At 69.5% G+C, this 23,914-nt stretch carries 22 protein-coding genes; 10 read left to right on the plus strand and 12 right to left on the minus strand.

Annotated features, from left to right (window positions below):
• Positions 1 to 25 precede the first annotated feature (25 nt).
• Positions 26 to 916 carry a spermidine synthase gene (locus J8403_RS27060; RefSeq protein WP_211125435.1) on the plus strand — a complete coding sequence of 297 codons (891 nt, stop codon included), beginning with the start codon at positions 26 to 28 and terminating at the stop codon, positions 914 to 916.
• Positions 917 to 1,010: 94 nt separating this feature from the next.
• On the opposite strand, the gene J8403_RS44770 is transcribed toward J8403_RS27060, so the two are convergent.
• Positions 1,011 to 1,586, minus strand: coding sequence for a hypothetical protein (locus tag J8403_RS44770; protein WP_211125436.1), 576 nt, complete (start codon positions 1,584 to 1,586; stop codon positions 1,011 to 1,013).
• A 42-nt stretch (positions 1,587 to 1,628) separates the two neighbouring features.
• Here J8403_RS44770 and J8403_RS27070 point away from each other — a divergent pair, with 42 nt between their 5' ends.
• The 3 genes from J8403_RS27070 to J8403_RS27080 all read left to right on the plus strand — a co-directional run bounded on the left by J8403_RS27070 (position 1,629) and on the right by J8403_RS27080 (position 4,936).
• On the plus strand, positions 1,629 to 2,342 hold the full coding sequence (locus J8403_RS27070) for a response regulator transcription factor (protein WP_211125437.1): 714 nt from the start codon (positions 1,629 to 1,631) through the stop codon (positions 2,340 to 2,342).
• Entirely contained in the window at positions 2,339 to 3,742 is a 1,404-nt protein-coding gene (locus J8403_RS27075) for a HAMP domain-containing sensor histidine kinase (protein WP_211125438.1), read from the plus strand. The genes J8403_RS27070 and J8403_RS27075 overlap by 4 nt, the downstream gene beginning before the upstream one ends.
• 138 nt (positions 3,743 to 3,880) lie before the next feature.
• On the plus strand, positions 3,881 to 4,936 hold the full coding sequence (locus J8403_RS27080; protein WP_211125439.1) for a chitinase: 1,056 nt from the start codon (positions 3,881 to 3,883) through the stop codon (positions 4,934 to 4,936).
• A 299-nt stretch (positions 4,937 to 5,235) separates the two neighbouring features.
• Here J8403_RS27080 and qcrB read toward each other — a convergent pair whose 3' ends face one another.
• The 5 genes from qcrB to J8403_RS27105 all read right to left on the minus strand — a co-directional run bounded on the left by qcrB (position 5,236) and on the right by J8403_RS27105 (position 11,876).
• Positions 5,236 to 6,918, minus strand: a complete 1,683-nt coding sequence (qcrB, locus tag J8403_RS27085) for a cytochrome bc1 complex cytochrome b subunit (RefSeq protein WP_211125440.1) — start codon at positions 6,916 to 6,918, stop codon at positions 5,236 to 5,238.
• A 179-nt stretch (positions 6,919 to 7,097) separates the two neighbouring features.
• Positions 7,098 to 8,504, minus strand: a complete 1,407-nt coding sequence (locus J8403_RS27090) for a GH1 family beta-glucosidase (RefSeq protein ID WP_211125441.1) — start codon at positions 8,502 to 8,504, stop codon at positions 7,098 to 7,100.
• A 72-nt stretch (positions 8,505 to 8,576) separates the two neighbouring features.
• Positions 8,577 to 9,491 (minus strand): carbohydrate ABC transporter permease, encoded by a 915-nt coding sequence (locus tag J8403_RS27095; RefSeq protein ID WP_211125442.1) that lies wholly within the window; start codon positions 9,489 to 9,491, stop codon positions 8,577 to 8,579.
• Between the two features lie 17 nt (positions 9,492 to 9,508).
• A complete protein-coding gene (locus J8403_RS27100) occupies positions 9,509 to 10,534 on the minus strand; it encodes a carbohydrate ABC transporter permease (RefSeq protein WP_211125443.1) in 1,026 nt (341 codons plus the stop codon).
• A gap of 7 nt (positions 10,535 to 10,541) precedes the next feature.
• Positions 10,542 to 11,876, minus strand: coding sequence for an ABC transporter substrate-binding protein (locus J8403_RS27105; RefSeq protein ID WP_211125444.1), 1,335 nt, complete (start codon positions 11,874 to 11,876; stop codon positions 10,542 to 10,544).
• A 279-nt stretch (positions 11,877 to 12,155) separates the two neighbouring features.
• On the opposite strand from J8403_RS27105, the gene J8403_RS27110 reads away from it, so the two are divergent.
• Positions 12,156 to 13,202 carry a LacI family DNA-binding transcriptional regulator gene (locus J8403_RS27110; protein WP_211125445.1) on the plus strand — a complete coding sequence of 349 codons (1,047 nt, stop codon included), beginning with the start codon at positions 12,156 to 12,158 and terminating at the stop codon, positions 13,200 to 13,202.
• Between the two features lie 73 nt (positions 13,203 to 13,275).
• Here the strand turns inward: J8403_RS27110 and J8403_RS27115 are convergent, their stop codons facing one another.
• Together J8403_RS27115 and J8403_RS27120 are read right to left on the minus strand one after the other, a co-directional pair.
• Positions 13,276 to 14,643 (minus strand): glycoside hydrolase family 6 protein, encoded by a 1,368-nt coding sequence (locus J8403_RS27115; RefSeq protein WP_211125446.1) that lies wholly within the window; start codon positions 14,641 to 14,643, stop codon positions 13,276 to 13,278.
• Complete coding sequence (locus J8403_RS27120; RefSeq protein ID WP_211125447.1) at positions 14,640 to 15,830, minus strand: glycoside hydrolase family 5 protein; 1,191 nt, start codon at positions 15,828 to 15,830, stop codon at positions 14,640 to 14,642. Before J8403_RS27120 ends, J8403_RS27115 begins: the two co-directional genes overlap by 4 nt.
• A 345-nt stretch (positions 15,831 to 16,175) precedes the next feature.
• Between J8403_RS27120 and J8403_RS27125 the strand changes: the two genes are divergently transcribed.
• The 3 genes from J8403_RS27125 to J8403_RS27135 all read left to right on the plus strand — a co-directional run bounded on the left by J8403_RS27125 (position 16,176) and on the right by J8403_RS27135 (position 20,362).
• Entirely contained in the window at positions 16,176 to 19,067 is a 2,892-nt protein-coding gene (locus tag J8403_RS27125; protein WP_211125448.1) for a glycoside hydrolase family 48 protein, read from the plus strand.
• A 150-nt stretch (positions 19,068 to 19,217) separates the two neighbouring features.
• On the plus strand, positions 19,218 to 19,562 hold the full coding sequence (locus J8403_RS27130; protein WP_211125449.1) for a hypothetical protein: 345 nt from the start codon (positions 19,218 to 19,220) through the stop codon (positions 19,560 to 19,562).
• A 50-nt stretch (positions 19,563 to 19,612) separates the two neighbouring features.
• Entirely contained in the window at positions 19,613 to 20,362 is a 750-nt protein-coding gene (locus J8403_RS27135) for a Clp protease N-terminal domain-containing protein (protein ID WP_211125450.1), read from the plus strand.
• Here J8403_RS27135 and J8403_RS27140 read toward each other — a convergent pair.
• Positions 20,340 to 20,825 (minus strand): STAS domain-containing protein, encoded by a 486-nt coding sequence (locus J8403_RS27140; protein ID WP_211125451.1) that lies wholly within the window; start codon positions 20,823 to 20,825, stop codon positions 20,340 to 20,342. The genes J8403_RS27135 and J8403_RS27140 overlap by 23 nt on opposite strands.
• Before the next feature lie 107 nt (positions 20,826 to 20,932).
• Between J8403_RS27140 and J8403_RS27145 the strand changes: the two genes are divergently transcribed.
• Together J8403_RS27145 and J8403_RS27150 are read left to right on the plus strand one after the other, a co-directional pair.
• Positions 20,933 to 21,289, plus strand: coding sequence for a helix-turn-helix transcriptional regulator (locus J8403_RS27145; RefSeq protein WP_211125452.1), 357 nt, complete (start codon positions 20,933 to 20,935; stop codon positions 21,287 to 21,289).
• 83 nt (positions 21,290 to 21,372) lie between these two features.
• A complete protein-coding gene (locus tag J8403_RS27150) occupies positions 21,373 to 21,753 on the plus strand; it encodes a MerR family transcriptional regulator (RefSeq protein WP_211125453.1) in 381 nt (126 codons plus the stop codon).
• 30 nt (positions 21,754 to 21,783) lie between these two features.
• Here J8403_RS27150 and J8403_RS27155 read toward each other — a convergent pair whose 3' ends face one another.
• From J8403_RS27155 to J8403_RS27165, 3 genes are all read right to left on the minus strand, one after another.
• Entirely contained in the window at positions 21,784 to 22,413 is a 630-nt protein-coding gene (locus J8403_RS27155) for a hypothetical protein (protein WP_211125454.1), read from the minus strand.
• Between the two features lie 229 nt (positions 22,414 to 22,642).
• Positions 22,643 to 23,191: a DUF1062 domain-containing protein gene (locus tag J8403_RS27160; protein ID WP_211125455.1), complete on the minus strand. Its 549-nt coding sequence runs from the start codon at positions 23,189 to 23,191 to the stop codon at positions 22,643 to 22,645.
• A 260-nt stretch (positions 23,192 to 23,451) separates the two neighbouring features.
• A complete protein-coding gene (locus J8403_RS27165) occupies positions 23,452 to 23,865 on the minus strand; it encodes an ATP-binding protein (protein WP_211125456.1) in 414 nt (137 codons plus the stop codon).
• Positions 23,866 to 23,914 lie beyond the last annotated feature (49 nt).

Below are 23,914 nucleotides of genomic sequence, written 5' to 3' on the forward strand. Positions count from 1 at the left end.
AGCGGTCCGCCGCATACTGGGACACATGGCGAAAGGCACGAACAAGCGAGCCGCGCGCGGGCGCGGAGCGGCGCGGGGGCGCAGCCCCGAGCCGGTCACCGCATCCGTCGACGGGGGGCTCGCCGAGCTCGTGCCGGACCGGGACCGGCCGCGAGGCTGGACGCTGCTGCTCGACGGCAAGCCGCAGTCGCATGTGGATCTCGACGATCCCGCGTATCTCGACTTCGAGTACCAGCGCAGATTCGGCCATCTCGCCGATCTCGTCGCCCCTCCCGGCCGCCCGCTGCACGCGGTCCATCTGGGCGGCGGCGCCTTCACCCTCGCCCGCTACATCGCGGCGACCCGCCCGCGCTCCACCCAGCAGATCATCGAGATCGACGCCCCGCTCGTCCAGTTCGTCCGCGGTGAGCTGCCGCTGGACCCCGGCGACCGGATACGGGTGCGCGGCGCCGACGCCCGGGCCGGGCTCGCCAAGGTGCCCGACGGCTGGGCGGATCTGATCATCGCGGATGTCTTCAGCGGGGCCCGTACGCCCGCCCATCTCACCAGTGTGGAGTTCCTCGCCGAGGTGCGGCGCGCCCTGCGCCCGGACGGGTGGTACGCGGCGAATCTCGCCGACGGCCCGCCGCTGGCCCATCTCAAGGCCCAGATCGCCACCGCCCGCGCCGCGTTCGCCGAGGTGTGTCTGACCGCCGACCCCGCCCTGCTGCGCGGCCGCCGCTTCGGCAACGCCGTGCTGCTGGCCGCCGACCGCGATCTGCCGCTGGCCGAGCTCACCCGCCGGGCCGCCGGAGATCCGCACCCCGCCCGGGTCGAACACGGTCGCGCGCTCGCGGACTTCACCGGTGGCGCGGCCCCGGTCACCGACGCGACCGCCGCCCCCTCCCCGGCCCCGCCACCCGCCGTCTTCACCTGAGCGGGGGCGGACCGGCAGCCGGCCCGCCCCCCTAAGCGGCCACGACACAGCCGCGGAGGAACGACCGCACCTCGCGGCACTTCCCGCGGAGCGCTCAGTGCTCGTCGATACGGACCTGCGGCGGGCCGTCATGCCAGGTGCAGAAGATCGTGGTGGTGTCGGCCCCGGAGACGAAGTCCACCCGGATCCACTCGGTCTGCTTCCACACCTGCATCTGCCATCCGCCGTCCGGTGTCGCCGAGACCAGATCCGCCGACGCCGCCCGGATGTCGAAGACCGCCCGGCCGCCCTTGGCCGGATAGCTGCGCACCTCTCCGCTCTCCTCCGGCCGCGCCGTTTCCTTCCGGGGCGGCGCCTGCGTCGGCTTCCGGGCGCGCCCGGCCGAACCAGCTCCCGTCCCCTTATCCCCATCGGATCCCGCGTCCGCCCCCGGGCGCGAAGGCGAGGACGACGAAGAGGGTGAAGTCGCCGAGGGCGACGGCGGTTTGGGCCGGTGCGTCGAGGAGGACCAGGCCCCGTTCGCCGAACGGGAGCCGTCCGCGATCGGCAGTGCGCGCGGCGGATCGTAGGCCGTTCCGGTCAGCACGGTCCGCACGCCGTACCACGACAGCGTGACCGCGGCGCCGGTCGCCAGGACCCACGCCAGACATTGGACCAGACCTCTTCGCATCTTCCCCATCCTGCCTCACCCGAATGGCGTACGGTGCCGCTCATGGCAAGTGTGCTCGTCGTCGAGGACGACCAGTTCGTACGCTCAGCCCTCATACGGCAGTTGACCGAGGCGTCCCATACCGTGCGCAGCGTCGGCACCGCCCTGGAGGCGTTGCGCGAGGTGGCACAGATCGGATTCGACGTCGTCATCCTGGACCTCGGCCTGCCCGATCTGGACGGGGCGGAGGCACTCAAGATGCTGCGCGGCATCACCGATGTGCCGGTCATCGTGGCCACCGCCCGTGACGACGAGGGCGAGATCGTCCGGCTGCTCAACGACGGCGCCGACGACTACCTGGTCAAGCCGTTCTCCGTGGCGCATCTCTCCGCCCGGATGACCGCCGTGCTGCGCCGGGTGCGCGGGGGCGGGGCGGGCGAGCCGGGCCGGGCGGCGGCGCCCCCGGCGGTGCTCCGGGTCGGCGGGCTGGCCGTCGATCCGCTGCGCCGCCAGGCCCACTTGGACGGGGTGACGCTCGATCTGACCCGGCGGGAATTCGATCTGCTGGCCTACCTCGCCGGGCGGCCCGGCGTCGTGGTGCCGCGCCGCGAGCTCCTCGCCGAGGTCTGGCGGCAGGCGTACGGGGACGACCAGACGATAGACGTCCATCTGTCCTGGCTGCGCCGCAAGCTGGGCGAGACGGCCGCCCGGCCGCGCTATCTCCATACGCTGCGCGGGGTCGGCGTCAAACTGGAGCCCCCGGCGGAGCCCACGTGAGATGGGCCCTGGTCAAGGTCTGCCTGGCGGTCACCGCGATGGTGGTGGTCGCCTTCGCCGTACCGCTCGGCCTCGTCGTCAAGGAGCTGGCCCGGGACCGGGCGTTCGCCGACGCCGAGCGGCAGGCCGCCACCATCGGCCCGGCGCTCGCCATCACCACCGAGCGGGCGCGGCTGCAGCGCGCGGTGGCCAGCACCCAGGCGGGCGGGGACGGCCGGATGGCGGTGCATGTCCCCGATGAGCCGGGCGAGCCGGGGAGCGGCTACGACCTCGGCAAGAGCCGTGCGGCCAAGGGCGAGCTGGCCACCGCGCGGCGGCTGGGCCGCGCCTCGGTGTCCGACGCCCCCGGGGGCTACGCACTGCTCCAGCCGACCGCACTGGGCAGCGGTCAGGTCGCGGTCGTGGAGGTGTTCGTCCCGCGTGGGGTGGTCACCAGCGGGGTGACCACGTCCTGGCTGGTGCTGGCGGGGGTGGGTCTCGCGCTGATCGTCGGCGCGGTCGCCACCGCCGACCGGCTCGGCACCCGGCTGGTGCGTCCGGCCGGGCGGCTCGCCGACGCCGCCCACGACCTGGGCCATGGCGAGCTCGGGGTGCGGGTCCCGGAGGACGGCCCGGCCGAACTCCGCGCGGCCGCCGCCGCGTTCAACTCCATGGCCGACCAGGTGGTCCAGCTGCTGGCCGGTGAGCGCGAGCTGGCCGCCGACCTCTCCCACCGGCTCCGTACCCCGCTCACTGTGCTGCGCCTCAACGCCGCCTCGCTGGGCGAGGGACCGGCGGCCGACCAGACCCGCGCCGCCGTCGCCCAGTTGGAGCGCGAGGTCGACCAGATCATCCGCACCGCGCGCCAGCAGAAGACGCACACCCCGTCCGGCTGTGACGCCTCCGAGGTGATCCGGGACCGGATGGAGTTCTGGTCCGCGCTGGCCGAGGACGAGGACCGTAGGGTGCGGCTGGCCGGGGTCGACCGGACCGTACGGGTGCCGGTGGCCCGCCCCGAACTCGGCGCCGCGCTGGACGCCCTGCTCGGCAATGTCTTCCGGCACACGCCCGAGGGCACGGCGTTCGCGGTCGACGTGCACGATGGTGGGGACGCCAGCAACTCAGTGATCATCCTGGTCTCCGACGCGGGCCCCGGCATCGCCGACCCGGACGCGGCGCTCCGCCGCGGCCACGGCGACGGCGGCCCCGGCTCGACCGGCCTCGGCCTGGACATCGTGCGCCGGGTCGCGGAGTCCACGGGCGGCGATCTGCGGATCGGGCGGTCGGTGCTGGGCGGCACCGAGGTACGGGTGTGGCTCTCGCTGAACGGCGGCGGCTCCGCGGACCCGGGGCAGCGGCGGCGCGGCCGTAAGCGGAAGACCCGGGGCCGCGCCCGGCCCAAGGAGACCGCGGAGCATTAATCGCCGCCCATGGGTTCCTTAAGGCAGCCATAAGATCCATGGCCGGTGCACGGATCCTGCCGTTTGTCCGACTTCCCCTCGCTAGCGTGGCGCCCGCACCATCACCCCCCACACCCGCACAGCGAAGGCAGGGACCTGATGAGCAGCACGCACCGTCGCAAGGCGAGCCGGACCACCAAGGCGATCGGCGCGACCGTCGCCGCCGTCGTGGCCGGCGGCACGGCGTTCGCGCTCAGCGGGGCGGCGAACGCCGGCACCGTCTCCGAGAAGCCCGCCGCGTCCGAGAAGGCCGCGGCGGCGGCGAGCGGCGGCTTCGCCCCGTACATCGACACCTCGCTCTACCCCGCCTACGACATGGTGGGCACCGCCGAGAAGACCGGCGTCAAGCAGTTCAACCTCGCCTTCATCACCTCCGGTGGCGGCTGTACCCCCAAGTGGGGCGGCGTCACCGAGGTCGGCGACAACGAGGTGGCCAAGCAGACCGAGAAGCTGCGGGCGGCCGGCGGCGACGTCCGGGTCTCCTTCGGCGGCGCGTCCGGCTCCGAGCTGGGCCTGGCCTGCACCTCGGCGGACGAGCTCGCCGCGGCCTACGGCAAGGTCGTGGACGCCCTCAAGCTCACCAAGGTCGACTTCGACATCGAGGGCAGCGCGCTCCCGAACAAGGAGGCCAACACCCGCCGCGCCCAGGCCATCGCCAAGCTGCAGCAGAGCAACCCCGACCTGGACGTCTCCTTCACCCTTCCGGTGCTCCCGACCGGCCTCACCCAGGACGGTGTCGACCTCGTCGCCGACGCCAAGAAGAACGGGGTGAAGGTCTCCGCCGTCAACATCATGGCGATGGACTACGGGGCCTCCTTCGACGACGACATGGGCCAGTACGCCATCGACGCCGCCACGGCCACCCAGGGCCAGATCAAGGGCGCCCTCGAGCTGAGCGACGAGGAGGCGTGGAAGGCCGTCGCGGTCACCCCGATGATCGGCGTCAACGACGTCAAGAACGAGATATTCAAGGTCGACGACGCCTCCCAGCTGGTGGAGTTCGCCAAGTCCAAGGGGCTGGCCTGGCTGTCGATGTGGTCCGCGACCCGCGACAAGCAGTGCCCCAGCCCGCAGGACACCGCGTCGCCGACCTGCAGCTCGATCGACCAGGAGGAGCTCGCCTTCACCAAGGCGTTCGGCGCCTTCAACGGCTGACGACGACGTAGTCGTCCAGGCCCCGCATTCGCCACCCCCCACGGAAACCCCCCACACGGCGGGGCGCGGAAGGAATCCCCCACCCACCGCGCCCCGCCGCTTCCGTCGGTTTACTCCTCCCCGCCCCTTCCCGTACCAGGGGCTCCGCCCCTGGACCCCGGGGCGGAGCCCCTGCAAGCGGCCGAGCCGCACCCCGGGCGCTGCGTGGCAGGGGCCGGGGTCTGGGGCGGAGCCCCAGTTTCGGGAAGGGGCGGGGAGGGGAACAGCCCGCCGCAGGCGTCACGATCCGGTGGAGACCCCTAGGGACGCTGGGGCTCCTCGGCCCGTTCCGGCTCCTCATGCTCCTCGTGCTCCGCCACCTGCTCCTTCGTGGGCTTGGCGATCTGGCCGTTGATACCGAAGTAGCTCCGGGACAGCGAGACGCGCAGCCTCTCCATGAAGGAGAGCTTGCGGGCGACTCCGGCCTCGTCGACCGTCGGCGGCAGCTCCAGCGGCTCGTACTGTTCGTACGCGGTCAGCGTGTACTTCTCCTCCGGCGACAGCGGCTCGTGCACTTCGACGAACTCGCCGTGCGGCAGCCGCTCGATGATGCCGGTCTCGCGGCCGTGCAGCAGCAGCTCGCGGTCCTTGCGCTGGAGGCCGAGACAGATCCGTTTGGAGATGATGAAGACCACGACCGGCACCACGAAGAATCCGATCCGGCAGGCCCAGGTGATCGCGTTGATCGACAGATCGAAGTGGGTGGCGATGAGGTCGTTGCCGCCGCCCAGCAGCAGGACCCCGTAGAGGGCGACCCAGGCGTTGCCGAAGGCGGTGCGGGTGGGGGCGTTGCGCGGGCGCTGGTTCAGATGGTGCTCGCGTCTGTCCCCGGTGATCCACGCCTCCAGGAAGGGATAGAGCCAGATCACCAGCAGCACCGTGGGGAAGATCAGGAAGGGGATCAGCACCCCGAGCACCAGGGTGTGGCCCCACAGATTGATCTCCCAGCCCGGCATCAGCCGGATCAGCCCCTCCGAATAGCCCATGTACCAGTCGGGCTGGGCGTCGGTGGACACCTGGTCGGGCCGGTAGGGGCCATAGGCCCACACCGGGTTGATCTGGGCGATGGCCGACATCAGGGTGGTGACGGCGAAGACCAGGAAGAAGAAACCGCCGGACTTGGCCACATAGACCGGCCACAAAGGCGGCCCCACGATATTCATGTTCCTTCTGCCGGGCCCCGGGAGATGCGTGTGCTTGTGATAGACGAGCAGGATCATATGGAGCGCCAGCAGCCCCAGCATGATGCCCGGAATCAGCAGTACGTGCACGGTGAACAGCCGTGGCACGATCGAGGTTCCCGGGAATTGGCCGCCGAAGAAGAAGAACGACAGATAGGTGCCGACGATCGGGATCGACAGGATCGCGCCCTCCATGAAGCGCAGACCGGTGCCGGACAGCAGATCGTCGGGCAGCGAATAGCCCATGAAGCCGTCGAACATCCCGAGAATCAGCAGACCGGCGCCGGAGAGCCAGTTGATCTCGCGCGGTTTGCGGAAGACGCCGTTGTAGAACGTGCGCATCATATGGGCGAGCATGCTGGCGATGAAGATGATCGCCGCCCAGTGGTGGACCTGCCGCATCAGCAGGCCACCGCGCACATCGAAGCTGATGTCCAGGGTGGACTCGTACGCCTGCGACATGCGGATGCCGTTCAGCGGCGTCCACCGGCCGTCGTAGACCACCTCGTTCATGGCCGGTTTGAAGAACAGGGTCAGATAGACGCCGGTCAAGATGATGATGACGAAGGTGTAGAGGGCGATCTCGCCGATCAGGAAGGACCAGTGGTCGGGGAAGACCTTGCGCAGATTGGCCTTGGCCATCTTGTAGAGGCCCACCCGGCCGTCGAACCAGTCGGCGAGGGCCTCGCCTTTTCCGGCGGGCGCGCGCCGACCGGATCCCTCATCGCGGAACCTCTGGCGGCGCTCCGGAAATGCTCTCATGTCTCAATGGGTTTACCAGGCATTCTCAAGGGATGACGGCGCTCTTCGGCCGGGTGGATCAGGGTGTAACCCCTTTGAAGGAAGAACGCACCGGCCCGGTTGCGCACCTGTGCGCCGCCTCGACCGCCGTCCGCGGCGCCGCCCGCCCCCCAGCGGGCGGCGCCGCGGACGCGGGTCCGCTACGCCGCCGGAAGCTCTCCGGTGCGGGCCACCTGGGCATACCAGCGGGCGCTGGACTTCGGCACCCGGCCTTGCGTCTGATAGTCGACGTAGACCGCGCCGAAGCGCTTGCTGTAGCCGTACCCCCATTCGAAATTGTCCATCAGCGACCACAGGAAATAGCCGCGCAGATCGGCGCCGTCCGCGATGGCCTGGTGGGCGACGGCCAGATGGTCCCGGAGGTAGTCGATCCGCCGCGGGTCGTGGACCGCGCCCTCCGCGTCCGGCTTGTCGTCGAACGCGGCGCCGTTCTCGGTGATGTACAGCGGTACGCCCGGCGCCTCGCGGGTGTAGCGCATCAGCAGGTCGTGCAGTCCGGTCGGGTCGATCGTCCAGCCCATCTCGGTGCGCTCGCCCGGCGTCTGGTGGAAGGCCACCTGCTCCGAGCCCGGCCAGGGGGAGTGGGCGCTGGCGCCGTGGCCGTCGTGGCGGGCGGGCGAGCCCTCGTCGTCGGTGCCGGCTGCTACCAATGACGGGGTGTAGTAGTTGATGCCCAGCGCGTCGAGGGGGTGCTTGATGACGGCCAGATCGCCGTCCCGGACGAACGACCAGTCGGTGATCGAGGCGGTGTCCTTGATCAGGTCGGTGGGGTACGCCCCGCGCAGCAGCGGCCCGGTGAAGACGCGATTGGCCAGCGCGTCGATACGCCGCTGAGCATCCAGGTCCCCGGGCTTGTCGCTGAGCGGCCGGACCACGGCCGGGTTGAGGCTGATGGCGATCTGGGCGCGGGCGGGGAGCGCGGCGCGCAGCGCCTGGGCGCCGAGGCCATGGGCGAGGTTCAGATGGTGGGCGGCGCGCAGCGGGGCCAGCCGCTCGGTGCGGCCCGGGGCGTGCACCCCCGAGCCATAGCCCAGGAAGGCGCTGCACCACGGCTCGTTGAGGGTGGTCCAGAACTCGACGCGGTCGCCGAGCGCCCCCGCCACGATGCCCGCGTACTCGGCGAACCGCTCGGCGGTCTCGCGCTCCGGCCACCCGCCGGCGTTCTCCAGCTCCTGGGGGAGGTCCCAGTGGTAGAGGGTGAGCACCGGCTGGATGCCCGCGCCCAGCAGCTCGTCCACCAGCGAGCGGTAGAAGTCGAGCCCGCGCTGCACGGCCGGTCCCCGGCCGGTGGGCTGCACCCGTGACCAGGACACCGAGAAGCGGTACGCCGCCAGGTTCAGCTCCGCCATCAGCCGGACGTCCTCGCGGAAGCGGTGGTAGTGGTCGACCGCCACATCACCGGTGTCACCGGCGAGCACCTTGCCGGGGGTGTGGCTGAAGGTGTCCCAGATGGACGGGGTGCGGCCGTCCTCCTGGGCGGCGCCCTCGACCTGGTAGGCGGCCGAGGCAGCGCCCCACAGGAATCCGGGCGGGAAGGTAAGGGTCATGGAAGCGCTCCCATTCGAGGTCGTGGGGAGGGGGAAACGGGGAGGGAGGACCGAGTGGTGGTGGCGGGCGGCTCAGCCCTTGACCGCGCCCTGCATGATGCCCCCCACAATCTGCTTGCCGAAGAGGACGAAGGCGATCAGCAGCGGCAGGGTGCCCAGCAGCGCCCCCGCCATGATCAGTGATTGATCCGGGGTGTACCCCCGGCTCAGACCCGTCAATGCCACCTGCATGGTCGGGTTGCCGTTCTGCGTGAGCGCGATGAACGGCCAGAAGAAGTCGTTCCACGATTGGACGAAGGTGAGCATTCCCAGCACCGCCATCGCCGGACGCGCTGCCGGGAAGACGACATGCCAGATGATCCGCAGGCTGCTCGCGCCGTCCATCCGCGCCGCCTCGATCAGCTCGGTCGGCAGCGCCTGGGTGAGGTACTGCCGCATGAAGAAGACCCCGAAGGCGCTGACGAGCGTCGGCACGATGACCGCCTGGAGTTGGTCGGTCCACTCCAGCTTGGCCACCATCATGTACAGCGGCACCACGCTGAGCTGGGGCGGCACCATCATCGTCCCGATGGTGAGCATCAGCAGGATGTTCTTGAAGCGGAAGCGCAGCTTGGCGAAGGCGAAGCCCGCGATGGTCGAGAACAGCACGGTCGACACCGCGACCGTGCCCGCCACCACCGTCGTGTTGAGCAGCGCGGTGCCCATGTTGGCGCCGTTCCACGCCTTGTCCAGGTTGTTGAAGAGGTTGCTGCCGAACCACAGGGGAGGGGGTGTCTGGGCCAGCCGGGTGTTGGTGCGGGAGGCGGCGATGGCGGTCCACACCAGCGGGAAGAGCGAGCCGATGGTGAACAGGATCAGCACGGCATAGGTGATCTTGCCCCCGTGCAGCTGCCTGCCCGCTCGGCCGCGGCCCCTTCCGCCCCGCGGAGCGGTGTGCGCGGGAGCTGCCGGATCGCGTGTCTGCCGGGAAGAGACAGTGGCGCTCATGGTTCTCCTCGTCTCCCTCACTGGCTCTTTCGCAGCCGTCGCGCGAACAGCGCGTTGGCCGCGGCGATCAGCAGCAGGATCAGGAACATCGTCCAGGCGATGGCGGAGGCCCGGCCGAGGTGCAGGTTCACCCAGCCCTGCTCGTACATGTACAGGCCGAGCGTCTGGTACTGGTGATCGGCGCCGCCGGTGGCCGTCCCCGCGGTGTTGAACAGCAGCGGCTCACCGAAGAGCTGGGTGGCCCCGATCGTGGAGACGACGACCGTGAAGAGGATGGTGGGCCGCAGCGACGGGACGGTGACATGCAGGAACTGCTTCCAGCGCGAGGCCCCGTCCAGCGCCGCCGACTCGTACAGATCGTTCGGCACGGCCTGCATGGCGGCCAGGTAGATCAGCGCGTTGTAACCGGTCCACCGCCAGATGACGATCGTGGAGACCGCGATCTGCGAGGTCCAGGTGCCGTTCTGCCAGTCGATGCCGTCCAGTCCGACCAGCCCCAGAGACCAGTTGACCATGCCGTAGTCGTGCCCGAAGAGCAGCGCGAACACCAGCGTGGCGGCAGCGACGGAGGTGGCGTACGGAGTGAGGATCGCCACCCGGAAGAACATCGAGGCGCGCAGCCGGTAGTTGAGCAGATGCGCGATCCCGAGGGCCATCATCAGCTGGGGAACGGTGGAGATCACCCCGATGGTGAAGGTGTTCCGCAGCGCTTTCCAGAAGAACTCGTCCTCCCACAGCCTGGAGAAGTTGTGCCACCCCGCCCACTCCATATGGGTCGGGTCGGTGAGCTCCACTTGGTGCAGCGAGGCCCACCCCGTATAGAGCAGGGGGAAGAGGCCGAAGGCGGCGAAGAAGACGAAGAAGGGGGCGACGAAGGCGTACGGGCTCCATCGCACATCCCAGCGGTAGCGGCGGCTGCGCCGGTCGCGACGCCGCTGCTCGGCCGGATCGGGCGCCGGCGCGGTCGCGGTGCGCGGGGCCGCGCCCCCCTGCCCTGCGGGGGGCGCGGCCGTATCAGGGGTGAAACCGGAAGGTGCGGTCATGTCCGGGTCACTGGTCCAGCGCGTTGTCGTTCGTCTTGATCGCGGCCTTCCAGCCTTCGTCGGCGGACTTGCCCTGCTGCTCCACCTGGAGCAGGCCGACATCGGTGAAGTTCTGCTTGATGACGGCGTCCTTCGGGCCCAGGACCTGCGTCGGACTGGCCTTCGCGGCCTGGGAGAAGATCTTGCCGATGGGCGCGTTGTTGAAGTAGGGGAGCTTGGCGTCGGCCACCTGGGGCAGGTCGTACGCGGCCTGGGCGCTGGGGAAGCTCGCCTGCTTCTCGAAGAGCTTGGCCTGCTGTTCGGGCGCGGTCAGCCAGGTGGCGAGCTTGACCGCCTCGTCCTTGTTCTTCGCCACCTGCGGCACGGAGAGGAAGGAGCCGCCCCAGTTGGCGGGCTTGGGGGCGGCGGCGACGTCCCATTTGCCCTTGTACTTGTCCCCGGCGTACTCCTTGATCTGGCCGAGCATCCAGGCCGGGCAGGAGGCGGTGGCGAACTTGCCGTTGGCGAGCGCCTGCTGCCAGGGCTTGGTGAACTCCTGCAGCCCCGCGGAGAGTTTGGCCGCGGACGCGTCGGTCGCCAGCTTCCACGCCTCCTTGACGGCCGGGCTGTCCTTGTAGATGGGCTTCCCGCTCTTGTCGTAGTAGACCTCCGAGCTGCCGGAGACCGCCGCGTTGAACAGCCCGCCGGCCGAGTCCAGGAAGGCGGCTCCGCCCGGCGCCTTCTTCGCGTAGTCCTTGCCGGCCTCGAGGTACTTCCGCCAGTCGCCGGCCCAGAGCTCGGAGACCGCGTCACGGTCGGCCGGGAGCCCGGCCTGCTGGAAGAGGTCCTTGCGGTAGCAGATCGCCATCGGGCCCACGTCCGTGCCGAGACCGATCGTCTTTCCGTCCTTGGCGGTGGCCTGCGACCACTTCCAGCCGAGGAAGTTCTCCTTTTTGACGCCGTCCGCCTTCGAAAGATCAACGAACTTGTCGGCCTGGGTGGTGGTCACCTCATTGATGTTTCCCACCTCGACCGCCTGGATATCGGCGAGCCCGCTGCCCGAGCCGAGATGGGTGAGCAGTTGCGGGTAGTAGTTCGAGGCCGGGTCGATCACACTCTCTTTGATCTTGATATCCGGGTGCAGCTTTGTGTATTCGTCATAGAGCCCGGCCTGTTTGAAACCCATGACGCCGTACGTGCCGACGGTCACGACCGTCTTGCCGTTGCTGTCGCCGCCGCCGGACGAGCCGGCGGATCCGTCGTCGCCGTCATCGGCGCAGCCGCTGAGCAGCCCGGCTCCTAAAGCGGCGACGGCCGCGAGGACCACGGCTGTGCTGCGGTGACTACCAGTGTTCCTGCGCATTCCGTCCTCCTAGCGCCCCGCCCAACGACTTCCGGCCAATACGTAGCGATACATGGTTCTTTGAGATGCATCGAGCCGGGTGGACATCGTGCGGGTTGTGTATGGCTCAGGTACTGTGGGAGCGCTCCCAGCTGTGATGTGTTGAAGGGTCGCGGCTCCCCGCTGGGGTGTCAAGGGAGCGCGCGAAACAACTTCCCGAAACCACACTGCTGTTGAATGGCCCCGCGGCCGCCCATTGGGGGGTTGGAGCTGCGGGGTACGGACGGCTGGAGGCGCGATATGGCAGGAACGCGGCGGCATGGCGCGGGGCGGGGACGGCCGACCCTCGAGGAAGTGGCGGCCCGTGCCGGAGTCGGCCGCGGCACCGTCTCCCGCGTGATCAACGGTTCGCCGCGGGTCAGCGACCGCACCCGGACGGCCGTCGAGCAGGCCGTCGCCGAACTCGGCTATGTGCCCAACCGGGTGGCCCGCGCGCTCGCCGCCAACCGTGCCGACGCCGTCGCCCTGGTCATCCCCGAGCCCGAGACCCGGCTCTTCGCCGAACCGTACTTCTCCGACATCATCCGCGGCGTCGGCGCCGAACTCGCCGACACCGATCTGCAGCTGCTGCTGACCCTCATCCGCACCCCCAAGGAACGGCAGCGGCTCGCGGACTACCTCTCCGCACACCGGGTCGACGGGGTGCTGCTGGTCTCCGTGCACGCGGACGATCCGCTGCCGGACCTGCTGGAGCGGATCGAGATGCCCGCGGTGCTCAGCGGCCGCCGCTCCGCGCACGAATCCGTGCCGTACGTCGACTCGGACAACACCGGGGGCGCCCAGTCCGCCGTGGAACACCTCATCGGCCGCGGCCGCTCGACGGTCGCCACCATCACCGGACCGCTGGACATGTATGTCGCACAGTGCCGCCTGGAGGGCTACGGCGCCGCGGTCCGCGCGGCCGGCCGGGAGGTGGAACCGGAGCTGGTGGCCTCCGCGGACTTCACCGAGGAGGGCGGCCGCCGGGCCATGCGCCAACTGCTCGACCAGCGCCCGGAGCTGGACGGGGTCTTCGCCGCCTCGGACGTGATGGCCGCGGGCGCCCGGCAGGTGCTGCGCGAGAGCGGACGCCGCGTCCCGGACGATGTGGCGCTGGTCGGCTTCGAGGACTCGGCCGTCGCCCGCCACATGGACCCTCCGCTCACCAGCGTCCGGCAGGCCACGGAGGAGATGGGCCGGGCGATGGTGCGGGTGCTGCTGGAGGAGATCGGGGGGCTGACGGACCGCACCTCCAAGCGGCCGCAGATGGTCCTTCCTACCCAGCTGGTGCGGCGCGAGTCGTCCTGAGGGGCAAAGCGTGTGGGGCCGGTGGTCGCGTCTTCGCGACCACCGGCCCCACCTCAGGGGACGGGCCAGGCGCTTACAGCGCCGGATAGGCGTTCTTCAGCAGCTCCTGGAACTGGGCCGAGAACCAGTGGCCCGACAGCGGAGCGTTCCCCAGCGCGCCCGACATGTTGTTGCCGTTGCGCGGGTTGCCGGTGTACGTCGGGTCGCACATCCGGTCGAAGCCCTTGCCCTCGTCGTTCGGGATCGCGGAGCTGGAGCCGTCGGACTCGCCCGGGGGCTTCATCCACACATACGCGTCGATCCCCGATGCCGGTGCCGCCTTGGGCCGCTCACCGAGCCCGGCGCCGGACTGGTTGCACCAGTTGCCGATGTGGATCCGGCGGTCGTAGCGCCCGCCGTTGACGTACGTGTCCACGTCCGTCTTCGCACCGGGGCCGCTGGGCCGGGCGCTGCCGCCCCAGCCGTTGCGGGAGGTGTCGATCAGCGCGCCGACGTTGCTCGGGAAGCCGACGTTGACCAGCTCCTGGCGGAACGCCTGGGCGAAGGAGAGCTCGTCCACGTACCGGTTCCAGTCCACCCACTTCGACTGGCGCACGGTGGTCCCGTTGACCGAGTCGTTGACGGTGTAGTTGTTCTCCTTCAGGGCGCTGTAGTTGGCCGTGTTGACGATGATGCCGGCCACCTTGTCGACCGTGCTGCCCTCGGCCGTCGCGGCCTGCTTGAGCACCTGGGCGGTGGGGTTGAAGTTGTCGTCCCAGCCGATCCAGCCGTGGTGGCCCGCGTCCACGTAGTTGTAGACGTTGCCGATGGCGCCCAGCTTGTTCAGGGCGTAGCCGACGCCCTTCACATAGTTGCCGTTGGCCTTCATGGTGTCGCACTGCGGGGTCGCGGTGGGACGGCCGCCGGTGTTGGTGACCAGGTTGGGCAGCGAGTCGATCTCGATCGTGGTGACGATCCGCAGATTGGAGTTGGCGTACTTCGACTCGGAGAGGATCGCCGCGATCGGGTCGATGAACTGCGTCTTGTACTTGTCGATCTCGGTCGGGCCCAGCTCGCCGTTGGACGCCAGCGCGGAGCAGTCACGGCCGGGCAGGTCGTAGACCACTAACTGGACGACGGTCGGGCTGCCGGCCGACTGCTGCAGCGCCTTGTCGAGGTGGGCGCGCAGCCCCATCGCGCCGCCCGTGCCGTTGATCGCGGCGATCCGGTCCAGCCAGATGCCGGTGGGCTGGTTGGAGATCTTGCTGCCGCCCGGTTCGGCGGCGGCCTTCGCCGACCAGTCGGGGTTCACGTACACCTTGGCGCCCGCGTACGGGTTGTCGACCTTCGCGGCGGCCGCCCTGCCGCTGTCCACCTGGGCGGAGGCCACACCGGTCAGCGCCCCCATGGTCAGCGCGGAGGCGGCGAGCAAGGTGCCCGCCATTCGGATTCTGCGGCTCATTGCATTCCCTTCAGGTGATCACGGAGTCCCACGCCGAAGTTGGTCGGCGTGCCGTTGTAATCGCTGATCAGAGACGGGCCCGAGGAACAGTCCCAGGTGTTCCAGGTCCAGCCCAGATACGAGGCGCCCTTGGCGTCCAGCCAGGCCATGACCCGGTCGATATAGCCGTGGGAGCAGGTGTTCTCGCCGATCTCGCCCGCCACGAACGGGACCTGGGCGATGACCGGGGCGAGCTGTTCGTCGAAACAGCTCTCGCTCGAGCAGGTGTTGAAGTTGTAGGTGTGCCAGGCGGCGGCGAGATTGCCCGCCGGGTCTTTCGGCTTGTACGTCAGCCACTGGCGCAGATCGTTGGAGTAGGCGACGCCGGGGATCAGGACCAGGTTCTTGGCACCCGCGGTCCGCACGGCGTTCAGCAGGGTCTGCATCCCGGCGACCTGGAAGTCGATTCCGGGGCAGCTCCCGCCGTCGCGCCAGCACTTCCACGCCGCCGTCAGGTCGGAGGTGGCGCGGTCCGGGAACGGCTCGTTGAACAGGTCGAAGACCACGGCCCGGTCGCTCTTGAAGGTCTGGGCGACCGAGCTCCAGAAGGCCGGGGTGTACTGCGCGTTCGGCATCGGCTTCTGACAGGTGGCGTACGCGGTGCCGGGGCAGTGGCTGTCCCCACCGGTGTAGGTGCCGTGGGACCAGTGGAGTTCGACGATGGGCGTGATGCCATGGGCCTCCAGCCGGGCGACGAGTGCCTTGACCGCCGTGATGTAGTTGGCCCCTCCGTAGGCCGGGTTGATATGGGACAGGCCCAGCCAGCACTCCTCGTTGAGCGGGATCCGGACCCCGTTGACCTTCCAGTCCGCGATGGCCTTGACGGAGGCGTCATCCACGGGGCCGTCGAAGATGCCGTAGCCCTGGACGCACATGAACTCACCGCCGGAGCGGTTGACGCCGAGCAGCCGCCGGGTGGCGCCGTTCTCGTCGACGAGCTTGTTGCCCGAGGCGCGCAGCTTCGGGGGTGCGGCGGCGGTGTTCGGGCGGAGCGGCTTGGACGGCGCGTCGGCCGGGGCGACCGACGCGGTGGTCGTGGCCGATGCGCTCGCAGCCGAGGCGGTGGCGGTGGTGGGCACCAGGGCGGCGCCCACCACGGATAAGACCGCGGCGGCCACCAAGGCATAAAGGCGCGGGGGTGCTCGCATGGAGCGACTCCTTGGGGTCCAAGCGCCGTTCGATACGGCGCAGACTGCTGGAACCGCTCCCACTGGTTGAAAGTGAAGGTAGCGCTCGACAAGCTCATGTCAACAGTCCCCGTTCACGGAGTTATCGGTAGAAGACCTCTGAGCACCGGGTGTTGTTCAAAGACTTGACACCTCATCGGGCTGACCCGAACCTTGGGAGCGCTCCCACTGGTTCGCACTTTCCCCCACCACCCGCACGAACCGCGAGGAGGTCCCCCGATGCGCGTACAGCGTGGCTCCCCCTTATCCGGCGCCCGATTTTCGAGGGCACGGCTCTCAGGCGCACGGCTCGGGGCACGACGACGCATGAGACGGCTGGTGACCGCCCTGGCCGCCGCGCTCTCGCTCCCCGTGGCCATGACCGCGGCGGGCGGCGCCGCCCCCGCTCACGCCGCGGCGGTCCAGTGCGGGGTCGACTACAAGACCAACGACTGGGGCTCCGGCTTCACCGCCGACCTCACCCTCACCAACCCCGGCACCGACGCCATCGACGGCTGGACGCTGACCTACGACTACGCCGGCAACCAGAAGCTGAGCAACGGCTGGAACGGCAGCTGGTCACAGTCCGGCAAGACCGTCACCGTCACCAACGCCGGGCACAACGCGAAGATCGCGGCCGGGGGCAATGTCACCACCGGCGCCCAGTTCACCTACAGCGGCACCAACGCCGCCCCCACCTCGTTCGCCGTCAACGGCGTGGCATGCCGGGGCGCCCATCAGCCGCCCATCGCGGTGCTGAGCAGCCCGTCCCCCGGCGCTGTCTTCACCTCCGGCGGCACCGTTCCGATGACGGCCACGGCCGCGGCGGCCGACGGGGCGACGATCACCAAGGTCGAGTTCTACAGCGACACCAAGCTCCTGGGCACCGACACCACCTCCCCGTACGCCTTCGACCACAAGGACGTCCCGGCGGGCGACTACTCGCTCTACGCCAAGGCGTACGACAGCCAGGGCGCCTCCGCCGAGTCCACCCCCGTCGGCATCCATGTGGCGGCCGGTCCCGCGCTGGTGGCGAGCCCCGGTCAGCTCGGGGTGCAGCAGGGCAAGAGCGGGACGTTCGGCGTCAAGCTGTCCACCAAGCCCTCCGGAGACGTCACCGTCTCCGTGGCCCGCACCTCGGGCAACACCGGGCTGACGATCTCCTCGGGCGCCACCCTCACCTTCACCCCCGCCAACTGGGACACCGCCCAGCAGGTGACCGTGGCCGCCGCCACCAGCGGGACCGGCGCCGCCACCTTCACGGTGACCGCCGCCGGCCACACCAAGGCCGAGGTCACCGTCACCCAGCTGGCCGCCGCGAAGGTCTACGACGCCCGGTTCCTGGACCTCTACGGCAAGATCACCGCACCCTCGGCGGGCTACTTCTCGCCCGAGGGCATTCCGTACCACTCGGTGGAGACCCTGATCGTCGAGGCCCCTGACCACGGCCATGAGACGACCTCCGAGGCGTACAGCTATCTGATCTGGCTGCAGGCGATGTACGGCAAGGTCACCGGCGACTGGTCCAAGTTCAACAACGCGTGGGACATCATGGAGAAGTACATGATCCCCACCCACGCCGACCAGCCCACCAACAGCTTCTACAACGCCTCGAAGCCGGCCACCTACGCGCCCGAATGGGACCAGCCCTCCCAGTACCCCTCGCAGCTCAACGGCAATGTGCCGGTCGGCAACGACCCCATCGCCGCCGAGCTGAGGAGCGCGTACGGCACCGATGACATCTACGGCATGCACTGGATCCAGGACGTCGACAACGTCTACGGCTACGGCAACGCGCCCGGCAAGTGCGAGGCGGGCCCGAGCGACACCGGCCCGAGCTATGTCAACACCTTCCAGCGCGGCCCGCAGGAGTCGGTCTGGGAGACCGTGACCCAGCCCACCTGCGACGGCTTCAAGTACGGCGGCAAGAACGGCTACCTGGACCTGTTCACCGGCGACGCCTCGTACGCCAAGCAGTGGAAGTTCACCAACGCCCCCGACGCCGACGCCCGCGTCGTCCAGGCCGCCTACTGGGCCTCGGAGTGGGCCAAGGCGCAGGGCAAGGGCGGCCAGATCTCCGGCAACATCGCCAAGGCCGCCAAGATGGGCGACTATCTGCGCTACGCGATGTACGACAAGTACTTCAAGAAGATCGGCAACTGCGTCGGCGAGACCGGTTGCCCGGCCGGCAGCGGCAAGAACAGCTCCCACTACCTGCTGTCCTGGTACTACGCCTGGGGCGGCGCCACCGACACCTCCGCGGGCTGGTCCTGGCGCATCGGCTCCAGCCACGCCCACGGCGGCTACCAGAACCCGATGGCGGCCTGGGCCTTGAGCTCGTACGCCGACCTCAAGCCCAAGTCGGCGACGGGCGCGAGCGACTGGTCCACCAGCCTGGGGCGCCAGCTGGAGTTCTACCGCTGGCTGCAGTCCAGCGAGGGCGCCATCGCGGGCGGCGCGACCAACAGCTGGCAGGGCCGCTACGCCACACCGCCGTCGGGCACGTCCACCTTCTACGGCATGTACTACGACGAGAAGCCCGTCTACCACGATCCGCCGTCCAACCAGTGGTTCGGCTTCCAGGCGTGGTCCATGGAGCGGGTCGCGGAGTACTACAACCGCACCGGTGATGCCTCGGCGAAGACGGTCCTGGACAAGTGGGTCAAGTGGGCGCTGTCCAAGACCACCGTCAACGCCGACGGCACCTACCAGATCCCGTCCACCCTCCAGTGGTCCGGCCGGCCCGACACCTGGAACGCCTCCAGCCCCGGCGCCAACGCGGGCCTGCACGTCACCGTCGCCGACTACACCAATGACGTGGGCGTGGCGGCCGCGTACGCCAAGACCCTGTCCTACTACGCCGCCAAGTCCGGCGACACCCGGGCCAGGGACACCGCGAAGGCGCTGCTGGACGGCATGTGGAACAACGACCAGGACGCCCTCGGGATCGCGGTCCCCGAGTCCCGCGCCGACTACAACCGCTTCGACGACCCGGTCTACGTCCCCAGCGGCTGGACGGGGACCATGCCGAACGGTGACAAGATCGACTCCGGCTCCACCTTCCAGTCGATCCGCTCCTTCTACAAGAACGATCCGGCCTGGTCGAAGGTCGAGGCGTATCTGAAGGGCGGCGCGGTGCCCAGCTTCACCTACCACCGGTTCTGGGCCCAGGCGGATATCGCGCTGGCGATGGGGTCGTACGCGGACCTCTTCGAGTAGTCACCAGCGCGCGTTCGAGTAGTCACCATCGCGCGACGGCGGGGCTCCCGGGACCGGGGGCCCCGCCGTGGTGCCGCGTGGGGGCGGCGGGCTCACGCGTCCGGCGTTTCCGAGGTGCGGTGTGAGGGCGTGGGGAGCAGCCTGGGACATATGACCGAATCCCAGGCCCCGCGCATTCACCGGCCTCCGATCGTGGTGCTCGGCGTGCAGCAGAACGACCCCCCGTACCGTCTGGTCGAGATCGCCGGTGAGCTGGCGGGCAAGGCGCACTCGGTCCTGGACGTCATCGAGATCGCCCGGGAGGTCGGGCTGGACGACGTCGATCTGGACGATCCGGACGTGGTCCGGTGGGTGGGCGGCGACAAGTTCACGTGGACGTCGTTCTGGCCCCCGCACCGGTCGCACCGGCCGCACGGGTGGCACGGGTCGCACGGGTCGCACCACGAGCACCGGGCCAGGCGGTCCCGCGGGGCGGGCTCCGGTGATGTGGATTGACTGTCAACCCAACGTTGACGCTTCCCGAAGTGTCAACCTATGGTTGACGCATGACGAAACCAGTCGGACTCAGTCATCCCGTACGCCTCGACGATCTGATCGAGGCCATCAAGAAGGTCCACGCCGACGCTCTCGAGCAGCTCACCGACGCGGTGATCGCCGCCGAGCACCTCGATGAGGTGGCCGACCACCTCATCGGCCACTTCGTGGACCAGGCCCGCCGCTCCGGCGCCTCCTGGACCGACATCGGCAAGAGCATGGGGGTGACGCGGCAGGCGGCCCAGAAGCGCTTCGTCCCCAAGGCGCCCGGCGAGCCGTCGGACCTCGACCCCAGCCAGGGCTTCAGCCGCTACACCCCACGGGCGCGGAACGCCGTGATGGCGGCGGCGAACGAGGCCCGTGCGGCGTCCAACGGCGAGGTGCGCGCCGAGCACCTGGTCCTGGGCCTCCTCCACGACCCGGACGGCCTCGCCGCGAAGGCGATCCTCGCCCAGGGCGTCCTGCTCGACACCGTCCGCCAGGCGGCCACCGAGGCCCTTCCGCCGGCCGCCGAGGAGGTGCCCGAGCTCATCCCGTACGACGCGGGCGCCCGCAAGGTCCTGGAGCTCACCTTCCGCGAGGCCCTGCGGCTGGGCCACAACTACATCGGCACCGAGCACATCCTCCTCGCCCTCCTCGAACACGAGGACGGCGCGGGCGTGTTGACCGGCCTGGGCATCGACAAGGCCACCGCCGTGGACACTCTCACCAGGACGCTGACCCGAATCGCCGAGGCCGTCAAAGACGAGATGGAGGCGTGACCGAGCGACCCTCGGTGGCCCGACGGCAGGGACGCGGGGGCAGGAACAGCGGTGATGTGCCGGTCAGGGTGAGGACTCGCCTGACCGCGCGACTCGGGGAGCGTACGGTGACCGTCTTGCCGTGTGCGAGCGCCTCTCGGCGAAGCCTCAGCAGCGCGTTGAGGCCCGAGCAGTCCCAGAACCCCACCCCGCTCAGGTCCACGTCGACGCCCTCGGCGGACGCGCGGAGGGCGTCGCGCAGGGCGGCGGACAACGCGGGGGCGGTCTCGTAGTCCACTTCGCCCCGGACCACGGCAACCTTTCGGGGTCCCTCCTGGTAGCTGTCGGTGATGAGGGTGGTCGAGGGTGCGGGGGACGGGAGCGACGGTGTCGGCGCGGCTGACACCACGGGTGCCGCCTCGTGTATGGGCCGGTACGGCGAGCGGTGTCCGGGCTCGGGTGAGGAGACCTCTCGTGCGTGCATCTGTCTGTCTCCCTTCGAGTCGTCGGGCTACCATTACACGACTTCTTTTACACGAAGCGCGATTCATGTTTCCAGATGCATCATCGCTTTGGCAATATCATGAGGCCATGGGAGGACTGCCTGAATCACACATCGGATGGACGTTCCTGACGAACCACGCCCGCGTGCTGGCCGCGATCGCCGATGACCCGAATGTACGGATTCGCGACATCGCTGCGCACTGCAGGCTGACGGAGCGTGCCGTGCAAAAGATCATCGCCGACCTGGAGCAGGACGGATATCTGTCCCACACCCGTGAGGGGCGTACGAACACCTACCGCATCGAGCCGGGGAAGGTCCTGCGCCACCCGGCCGAGGCCGGACTCCCCGTGGCCTCGCTCCTCTCCCTGCTCGTCGAGGACGAGGCCCGGCGCAAGCACGTCGTCGACGAGTCCGTCGGCGGTGGGAAACCGACAGCGCACTGACGCTCCCGCCCGAGCGAGGTCCGGCCCCGCCGCACCACACCTCGACTACGCTGAAACGACCCTTGACGTCAGAGGTAGGAGTCATGGTGCGTATAGGCGAACTCGCCGCCCGGACCGGCGTCAGTGTGCGAGCGCTGCGCTACTACGAGGAGCAGCACCTGCTCACCTCGGAGCGCAGCCCCAGCGGCCAGCGCCACTACCCGGACACCGCGGTCGCCCACGTCCTGATGATCCAGTGCTTCTACGCCGCGGGCCTGTCCAGCAAGACCATCCGTGAACTCGTCCCCTGCATGCACACCGGCGTCGCCACCCCCGCCATGCGCGCCCGCCTGACCTCCGAACGCGACCGTATGAACGCCCAGATCGCCGACCTGGCCAAGGCCCGCGACCACTTGGAGGCCCTCATGGCCGCGGGCGACGGCATGGTCGACGGCGAGACCGCGTGCGTTCCGCAAAGCGCTTGATCCACCGCGACGGCTGAGGCGGACGGCCGGTCAGCGTCGGGCGCCGCTCCCGCCGTGATAGTCGAGTTCGAGGTAGCGGGCGCGGGTGCTCCAGGAGCCGAGGTCGGGCGTGTTGGCCAGGACGTCGTGCCAGCGCGAGCCCCTGGAAGCCGCCTCACCGGAAGCCGCCTTACCGGAAGGGCCCCCCGGGTCACGCGCCGGGCGCCCGGCCCAGAGCCGCACCCCCGACCGCGCCTCGGACTCACGGACCGGCTCCCACAAGCCCATCGAGAACATGCCGGCGAGCTCGTGCATGGCGATGAAGCCGACGATGCCCTCCTCGGGGTCCGAGGAGTCCGAGGAGGCCAGGCGCTCGGTGAGGGCGTGCCACAGGAAGTACGGGTTCGGCAGCCGCACATCGGGCTGGAAGCGGTAGACCAGCCGGTCCAGCCTGATCGAGCCGATGCGCGGCAGCTTCATCCGGTTGAGCGGGACGACCTCGCGCTTGCCGCCGTTCCAGGTCAGCCTCTCCCAGCGGCCCGTGTAGCCGGGCTCGCTGTAGACCGTGACCTGAAGGCGTTCCCTGCGATCGGGCCGCCGGTTGTGCACCATGCCCGCGCCGACGACGGCGCCGCCCACGGACGCCAGGCCCGCCAGGAGGATTCTGGTCTTGCGCTTCATCGGGACGCGACACCTCGCTTCTGACGGGACGACCGCCTTCGCCATGTGCCACGCCGAAGAGGACCTTCATGGTTCCCCGTATCCCGCCGCGCGCATCGCTGCCCGAACCAATTCACCCAGCCGGGGCGGAAGTTCCTCGCGCCCCCGCTTCGGAGGAGGTGCGGCCCGAGCCGCGGCCAGGGGCATGCCCGGCGGATCGTGCCGGACAGACCCCTGGTCCCGAGGAGGCTCAGCGCTTGAGCGTGAAGGTGAAGTCGCCGGAGAACTTGCCGTTCAGCCGGACTGCCGAAACGAGTTTCCCCTCCGTGATCAGTCTCTCGGTCTCGGCCCGTGAGAGTCCGCACCCTTCCGCTATCAGCCGTACCGGCCGGACGGGAATCCGCGCCGCAAAGCGGACCGAGACGTCGATCACGTCGCGGTCCAGGTGATCCGAACCGCCGGTGTCGAGGCGCCAGGCGTTGTCCCAGTCGAGGGCGATGCGATGGCGGCGCCGCACAACCGGATCCTGGAGCAGCTCAGCTGCCAGACCAGGGTCGTTGGCATGCAGCCGGTCCAGCAGCTCAGGCCGTACGGACCGCACATGCATCCGCTCCAGGACCGTGAGCTTTGCGGTTTCCCCGCACGTGGTACAGAGCGCGAGGAGCCAGGCGTCGATGAGCTTGTGGTTCGCGTTGACGCGAAATTTGCCGCTTGTCCGGAAGCGCTCGGACGCGCACGCGTGGCAGCGGCGGAGGACGAGCGGCAGGCAGGTGGGCATGACCACCCAGTTTTTGAGCACAGAAGTACACCGGTTTCAGTGAGAAATCCGCAGCAGAAAGGAGCGCGGCGCACATGCGCGACGCGCGACGAATCAGCACTCGGGAGGTCTCACAGGGTGTACAACGGCACGTCCTTGACTGGGCGACTTGGTCCGGCAGCACAGTAATGGCGCACGGCGGCGCTGCTCCACTGCTTTTCGGGAGCCTCACCGCCGGGGATGGGCCGCTGCGGTGAGGTCACGCGGTCGGCCGTGCGGCCGGTGCTCGGCGCGGCGGATGATCAATCGCACCTCAGCTCACCCCAGACCTGCTTGCCCCAGCGGTACCGGTCCGTCCCCCACCGGTCCGTGAGGGCGTCGACCAACAGCAGCCCCCGGCCTCGGGTGTTGTCGCCGTTGGAGTCCGTCCGCAGGAAGGGAACATTGCGGGACCTATCCACGACCCCGAGGCGGACGAATTTCTCGGACGGTCTGCTGACGACGACCCGGATCGACTCCAGACGGGCGTGGTCGACGGCGTTGGAGACCAGCTCGGTGATCACCAGCTCGGCGTCCTCGATCAAGTCCTCCTGGCCCCAGGCGGCCAATGCGGTCCGCACCAGCTTGCGGGCCGCTTCCGCGCTCGCCGGTAAGCGGCGCATGGTCTGGGAGTATCCGGGGTGCCCCGTGGGGCGAGGTGTAGCGGTCACGGTCATCAGCGCTCCCCCATGGAGATGCCTCTACGGTCCGTGAATGTGGTGGGAC

The organism is Streptomyces yatensis (assembly GCF_018069625.1).
Lineage (GTDB): Bacteria > Actinomycetota > Actinomycetes > Streptomycetales > Streptomycetaceae > Streptomyces > Streptomyces yatensis.